The sequence below is a fragment of the Bradyrhizobium genomosp. I (2014) genome (assembly GCF_000261685.1).
GTDB lineage: Bacteria > Pseudomonadota > Alphaproteobacteria > Rhizobiales > Xanthobacteraceae > Bradyrhizobium.
Genome location: NZ_AJQE01000011.1, coordinates 1 through 6,920, shown reverse-complemented (window position 1 = coordinate 6,920; position 6,920 = coordinate 1). Strand labels below are relative to the sequence as shown.

Annotated in this window: 6 protein-coding genes; 5 read left to right on the top strand and 1 reads right to left on the bottom strand. The window is 68.6% G+C overall.

The window, feature by feature from the left end; genetic code table 11:
* From cobN to cobJ, 5 genes are all read left to right on the top strand, one after another.
* The coding region (gene cobN / locus IC50_RS00880; protein ID WP_035699401.1) for a cobaltochelatase subunit CobN at nt 1-3,086 on the top strand (3,086 nt) is incomplete at its 5' end.
* On the top strand, nt 3,083-4,246 hold the full coding sequence (gene cobG, locus IC50_RS00875; protein WP_035699400.1) for a precorrin-3B synthase: 1,164 nt from the start codon (nt 3,083-3,085) through the stop codon (nt 4,244-4,246). The genes cobN and cobG, both read left to right, overlap by 4 nt.
* Complete coding sequence (locus IC50_RS00870) at nt 4,246-4,875, top strand: precorrin-8X methylmutase (RefSeq protein ID WP_035699398.1); 630 nt, start codon at nt 4,246-4,248, stop codon at nt 4,873-4,875. Before cobG ends, IC50_RS00870 begins: the two co-directional genes overlap by 1 nt.
* A gap of 2 nt (nt 4,876-4,877) precedes the next feature.
* Entirely contained in the window at nt 4,878-5,609 is a 732-nt protein-coding gene (locus tag IC50_RS00865) for a precorrin-2 C(20)-methyltransferase (RefSeq protein WP_035699396.1), read from the top strand.
* The gene (gene cobJ, locus IC50_RS00860) at nt 5,606-6,340 is read left to right on the top strand and encodes a precorrin-3B C(17)-methyltransferase (RefSeq protein WP_035699394.1); all 735 of its coding nucleotides are present in this window, start codon (nt 5,606-5,608) and stop codon (nt 6,338-6,340) included. Before IC50_RS00865 ends, cobJ begins: the two co-directional genes overlap by 4 nt.
* Here cobJ and IC50_RS00855 read toward each other — a convergent pair.
* The coding region (locus IC50_RS00855) for a cobalt-precorrin-6A reductase (protein WP_035699392.1) at nt 6,316-6,920 on the bottom strand (605 nt) is incomplete at its 5' end. The two genes, cobJ and IC50_RS00855, sit on opposite strands and share 25 nt — an antisense overlap.

Here is a 6,920-nt window from a genome sequence, read left to right as displayed (position 1 = left end):
GGCTCGCCAATCTCGCGGAACTCCGTCATCCGCTGTCGGTCGACACCTATATCGAGCGTACGCTGTCGCAGGCGCGCGGCATCCTCGTGCGCCTGATCGGTGGTGAGTCCTACTGGCCGTACGGGCTCGCGGTCCTGCAACAGCTCGCCAGGGACCGCAGCATCGCGCTGGCCGTGCTGCCGGCCGACGGCCGCGACGACACGCGGCTCGATGCATACTCGACCCTGCCGGTCTCGACGCTGCGCCGGCTCAAGGCGCTCTGCGACACCGGCGGCCCGGTCGCGGCGCAGGCGGCTATCGCGCAGCTTGCGCTGGCCTCGGGTCTCTATGCCGGTCCGGTCGTCGGCGAGATGAGCGTGCCCGAGATGGGGTTCTACGATCCCGCGCGCGGCGTCATTGCGGCGCCGGCGGACCGCGAGGGGAAGCCGCGCGCGCTGGTGACGTTCTATCGTTCCTATCTCACCGCTGCGGACACCGGCCCGGTCGATGCCTTGATTGCCGCGCTGCGCGAGAGGGGATTCGACGCCCATGGCGCCTTCGTCACCTCGCTGAAGGCTCCGGGCGTCGCCGATTGGCTGCGCGCATATCTTGCGCAAGATCCTCCAGCCGCGATCGTCAACGCAACGGCGTTCTCGGCCGTGGGCGACGACGGCACGACGCCGTTCGATGCCGCGACGTGCCCCGTGTTTCAGGTCGCGCTCTCCACGGCGCGGCGCGAGGATTGGGCGGAGTCGCTCCGCGGCCTGTCGCCCGGCGACCTTGCGATGCATGTGGTGCTGCCCGAGGTCGATGGACGCCTGTTCGCGGGCGTGGTGAGTTTCAAATCGTCCGCGATGCGCGATCCCGATCTGCAATTCTCGCATCTGGCGCACACGCCCGATGCGGAGCGTGTGAAGGCCGTCGCCGCGCGCGTCGCGGCCTGGCGGCGGCTTGCCGAGACGCCGGCCGGCGAGAAGCGGCCGGCGATCGTGCTCTCGAACTATCCCGGCCGGCCGCACCAGATCGCGCATGCGGTTGGTCTCGATGCGCTGGCTTCGGTCGAAGCGTTGGTGTCCGATCTCGCTGAGGCCGGATTCGATGTTGCTCCGGTTCATGCTCTCGGCGAGACGCTGCTCAAGCAGCAATTGATCTGGAATGTCGCCGAGTACCGCGCGGCGCTCTCGCGCCTGCCGCAATCCTTGCAGGATGATCTCGCGCAAGCCTGGGGCTCGCCGGAAGACGATCCGAGCTGCCGCGACGGCGCGTTCCGTTTCGCCGCGATCCAATGTGGTCGGTCGATCGTCGCAGTTCAGCCGGAGCGCGGTGATGCCGCCTCGCGCGATGCCGACTATCACGATCTCGCCCGCACGCCGCGCCATGCTTACGTCGCCTTCTATCTCTGGCTCAGGCAGCAGGGCTGTGACGCCGTCGTGCATATGGGCGCGCACGGCACGCTGGAGTGGCTGCCCGGCAAATCCGTGGCGCTGTCATCGAAATGCTGGCCTGAAGCCCTGACCGGCGATCTCCCGATCATCTATCCCTTCATCGTCAACGATCCCGGCGAGGCCGCGCAGGCCAAGCGGCGCATCGGCGCGGTGACGATCGGCCATCTGCCGCCGCCGCTCGAAAAATCCGCCGTGCCGGAAGGCCTGCGCCGGCTCGAACGGCTCCTTGACGAATATTCGACCGCCGATGGTCTGGATCCAGCCCGCCGCCAGCGTTTGATCGCGGCAATTCGCGACGAGGCGCGCGCCGCAGGGCTGGAGGAGGATCTCGGTCTGGAGGCATCGGCCGCACCGGCGGAAGCCATCCCGCGGATCGACCGCTTCGTCTGCGATCTCAAGGAGAGCCAGTTCGGCGACGGCTTGCATGTGTTCGGCCGCGGAGCTTGCGGCGAAGCGGAGCGGGACGCGCTGCTTGCTGCGCTGGCAGGCCGGCGCGTTGCGCCGGGACCATCGGGCTCGCCCTATCGCGGCCGCCAGGACGTGCTGCCGACCGGGCGCAATCTCTTCGCCGTCGATCCGCGTGCGGTGCCGACCCCGTCTGCGCATGCGCAAGGCATCAAGCTCGCCGAAGAGCTGCTCCGCCGCCACTTGCAGGATCATGGCGACTGGCCGAGGGGCCTCATCGTCGATCTCTGGGGCTCGGCGACGATGCGCACCGCCGGCGAGGAATTCGCCATGGCGCTGCATCTGGCCGGCCTTGCGCCGCGCTGGGATCACGCCTCCGGCCGCGTCACCGGGTACGACATCATCGCGCCGGCCGAGCTCGGCCGTCCGCGCATCGACGTCTCGCTGCGCGTGTCGGGCCTGTTCCGCGATGTCTTCGCGGGTCTCGCGCAATTGTTCGAAGCCGCTTCCGGGGCGCTTGCGGAACGCGAGGACGAGGGCGACGAGAATCCGTATCGCCACCGCGTGGCCCGCGTGTTCGCGCCGCGGCCCGGACAATATGGCGTCGGCCTCTCGGCGATCCCGGATGCCTTCACATCCGAGACGCGCGATGCGGCCGGCGAAGCCTGGTTGTCGGCATCGTCCTGGGCGTTCTCCGCGGATGGTACGATGCAGCCGGATCGTACCGGCATCGAGCAGCGCCTCGCGTCCGCAGACGCTTTTGTCCATATCCAGGACTTGCCCGAAACCGATCTCCTGCTCGCCGCTGACTATGCCGCGCATGAAGCGGGCGTCGCTGCGGCTGCAGCCCGCCTCGGTGCAGGCGCGCCGTCACTCTATCATCTCGATGCGACACGATCCGGCGAGCCGCATGCGCGCACGCTGACGGAGGAGATTTCACGTGTCGTCCGGGCACGCGCGGCCAATCCGGCCTGGATCGCGGGGATGATGCGTCACGGCTTTCGTGGCGCCGCCGAGATCACCGCGACGCTGGAGCATATGGCCGCCTTCGCGCATCTCGCCGGCGCCGTGCCGCCGCATCTGTTCGACCTCTATTACGATGCGACACTCGGCAACGACGACGTCCGCGCTTTCATGGCCCGTGAAAATCCGTTCGCGCTCGCCGCGATGGAGGCCTGCTTCACACGGCTGCACGAAGCCTCACTCTGGCGAACCCGCCGCAATTCGATCGCGGCGGCGCTGCGGGAGGCCTCATGAGCGCGGCGGCAGTCAAGGGCTGGTGTCCCGGCGCGCTGCGACCGATGCTATCGGGCGACGGGCTCGTGGTGCGCGTGCGTCCGTTTGGCGGGCGCCTGGAAGCGCCACAAATCTCCGGGCTGGCCGAACTCGCCGAGCGCTTCGGCAACGGCCTGATCGACGTCACAAGCCGGGCCAATCTCCAGATCAGGGGCGTCAAGGAAGAGAGCCGTCGGCCGTTGCTCGACGGCCTTGCGCAGCTCCAGCTGCTCGACCCCGACGCCGACATCGAAGCTCGACGCAACATCCTGGTGACGCCGTTCTGGAGCAGCGGCGACGAAACGCAGTCGCTCGCTGCGGAGCTCGAGGAGGCGCTTGCCGATTCCGGCCTCGCGCTTCCCACCAAGTTCGGCTTCGCCATCGATGACGGAAGGTCGCGCGTCCTCGCCGGCGATTCCGCCGACATACGCATCGAGCGCGATCGCTCGGGCCGTCTCCTGGTGCGGCCCGACGGCGCGAGGCTCGGCCGCTCGGTCGCCCGCGGACAGGCCGTGAGCACGGCGCTGGCGCTCGCAAGCTGGTTCATCATCTCAGGCGGCGCGAGGGGCGGGCGCGGGCGCATGGCGGCCCACATCGCGTCCGGGACGGCGTTGCCTCAATCGCTGCGCGGCGAGACCGAGCCGGCGCCCGTGATGGCCGCGGCGCGGCCCGGGCACTATCCGCAAGGCGCGATGGTCGGCGTCGCGTTCGGGCAGATGCTGCACGCCACGCTCCATCAGTTCTCCGGTTGCGGACATGCGCTGCGCATGACGCCCTGGCGGATGGTGCTCAGCGAGGGTAAGCGCGAGATGCCGAGCGGGGCGGGCCTCATCACCGAGCCGTACGATCCGGCGCTGCGCGTCATCGCCTGCAGCGGCGCACCGCGCTGCCGGGAAGCCCATGCCGATACGCGCGCGCTCGCAGCAGCGCTGGCGCCGCGCATTGCCGCCGATACGCGGCTCCACGTCTCCGGCTGCGGCAAGGGCTGCGCCCATTCCGGCAGGGCTGCGGTCACGCTGATTGCGACGCATGCCGGATTCGATCTCGTCCGCAACGGCTCGACCCGCGACGAGCCGGTCCTGCGCGGGCTGAGCGGCGCCGATATCGTCAGCGATCCCTCCATCCTGGTCGGAGGCAACTGATGCCGCACACCTACGAGACCGACGGCGCGGCGATCTACCGGCAATCCTTTGCGACCATTCGGGCCGAGGCCGATCTTGCGCGCTTTACGCCCGACGAGGAGCCGGTGGTGGTGCGCATGATCCACGCCGCCGGCATGGTCGGCCTGGAGGCGCATGTCCGCTTCACGTCAGGCATGGCAACCCTCGCGCGCGCGGCCTTGCAGAAGGGCGCGCCGATCCTGTGCGATGCGCGCATGGTCTCGGAAGGTATTACGCGCGCAAGATTGCCGGCGGCGAATGCCGTCATCTGCACGCTTGGAGACTCCGCCGTTCCCGCGCTCGCGCAATCCATGCGCAACACGCGCTCGGCTGCGGCGCTGGAGCTATGGAGGCCGTATCTGGGCGGCGCGATCGTCGCGATCGGCAATGCGCCGACCGCGCTGTTTCATCTGCTCAACATGCTGGAGGATCGCGACTGCCCCCGGCCTGCGGCGATCATCGGCTGTCCGGTCGGCTTCGTCGGCGCCGCCGAATCGAAAGCCGCGCTGATGGAGGATCCGCCGGTGCCGGCACTGACGGTCGAGGGCCGCCTCGGCGGCTCCGCGATCACGGTTGCTGCCGTGAACGCGCTGGCGAGCCGGAGCGAATAGCCATGGGTCGCATCATCTGCTGTGGTCTCGGCCCCGGCGATCCTGATCTGATGAGCGTGCGCGCCGATCGCACGGTTCGCAATGCGCAGCATGTCGCCTATTTCCGCAAGAAGGGCAGGCCGGGCCAGGCGCGCCGCATCGTCGAAGGCATGCTCGCTCCTGATGTCACCGAATATCCCATGGAATATCCAGTGACCACGGAGATCGCCTTCGACAGTCCCGACTACGTGCAGCTGCTCGCCGGCTTCTACGACGAATGGGCGGAACGCCTGGCGCGGCTTTCGCGCGCGGTCGATGTCGTCGTGCTCTGCGAGGGCGATCCCTACTTCTACGGCTCGTTCATGCATCTGCACACGCGCCTGCAGGGCCGCGTCGAGATCGAGGTGATCGCAGGGATTCCCGGCATGGTCGGGTGCTGGAACGGAGTCGGACGGCCGATCGCGCTCGGCGACGACGTGACGACGGTGTTGATGGGCACGCTCCCCGAAGACGAGCTCGAACGGCGCATGCGCGATTCCGATGCGCTCGTCGTCATGAAGACCGGCCGCAATCTCGCAAAGGTGCGCCGCGCGCTTGGCTCTGCCGGCCGGCTGGGCGATGCCTGGCTGGTCGAGCGCGGCACCATGCCCGGCGAACGTGTCGCGCGGCTCGCCGAGATCGATGTCGCCGATTGTCCTTATTTTGCGATCGTGCTCGTGCACGGCAAGGGCCGGCATCTGGACGCGGCCGAATGACGGGCACGCTGACCATCGCGGGCCTCGGGCCCGGGAGCGACGCGCTGCTGACGCCGGAGGTTTCCGCCGCGCTTGCAGCCGCAACCGACATTCTGGGCTACGCGCCGTATGTCGCGCGTGTGCCGCCGCGGGCCGGGCTCAGGCTGCACCCGTCGGACAATCGCGAGGAGTTGCAACGCGCGCGCGAGGCCCTGCGACTTGCGGACGAAGGCGGGCAGGTCGTCGTCGTGTCCTCCGGCGATCCCGGCGTGTTCGCGATGGCCTCGGCCGTGTTCGAGGCGCTCGAACAGGCGCCGCAATGGCAGGAGCTGCCGATCCGCGTGTTGCCTGGTATCACCGCGATGCTGGCGGCGGCCGCGCGTGCCGGCGCGCCGCTCGGCCATGATTTCTGCGCGATCAATCTCTCGGACAATCTCAAGCCGTGGACGGTGATCGAGAAGCGTTTGCGGCTGGCCGCGGAAGCCGATTTTGCCATTGCGATGTACAATCCGCGCTCGGCGAGCCGGCCGGAAGGATTTGGCCGCGCGCTTGCGGTGCTTCGAGAGGCCGGTTGCGGCGAACGCCTGGTGATCTTCGCACGCGCGATCAGCGCGCCCGATGAGAAGATCGAGACCGTCGCGCTGGACGAGGCGACACCCGAGATGGCCGACATGCGCACGCTCGTGATCGTCGGCAATTCGCAGACGCGCCAGGTCGGCCGCTGGGTCTATGCACCGAGGCAGGTCCGATGACCGAGCCACTGCATCACCTCCGTAACGCTTTCGGCCCGCAACCGCTCGGACAGTTGCGGTCGCGAGATCATGATCACGGGCAGGCCGAGCATGCGGGCGGCGTCGATCTTGGCGCGTGCGCCTTCGCCACCGGAATTGCGGGCGACGATCCAGGCGATGCCGCGCGTGCGCATCATCACGAGCTCACCTTCGAGCGTGAATGGCCCGCGCGATACGATCACGTCGGCGGCAAAGGGCAGTGGCGCCTCTGGCGGATCGACGAACCTCAACGTGTAGGCATGCTGCGGCCTGCTCGCAAACGGCGCGATGTGCTGGCGGCCGATGGCGAGGAACACGTTTGCGGGCGCCTCGGGCAACGCAGCGGCTGCCGCGTTGACATCGCGAGTTTCGATCCAGTGATCGCCGGTCGCTCTCGTCCAGGGCGCGCGTTCCAGTGCAATCAACGGCGTACCCGCTTCTGCGCAAGCCGCGACGGCATTGCGGCTCATCTCGGCGGCAAAGGGATGCGTTGCGTCGATCAGATGTGTAATGGCTTCACGACGAATGTAATCGGCCAGCCCGCTCACGCCACCAAAACCGC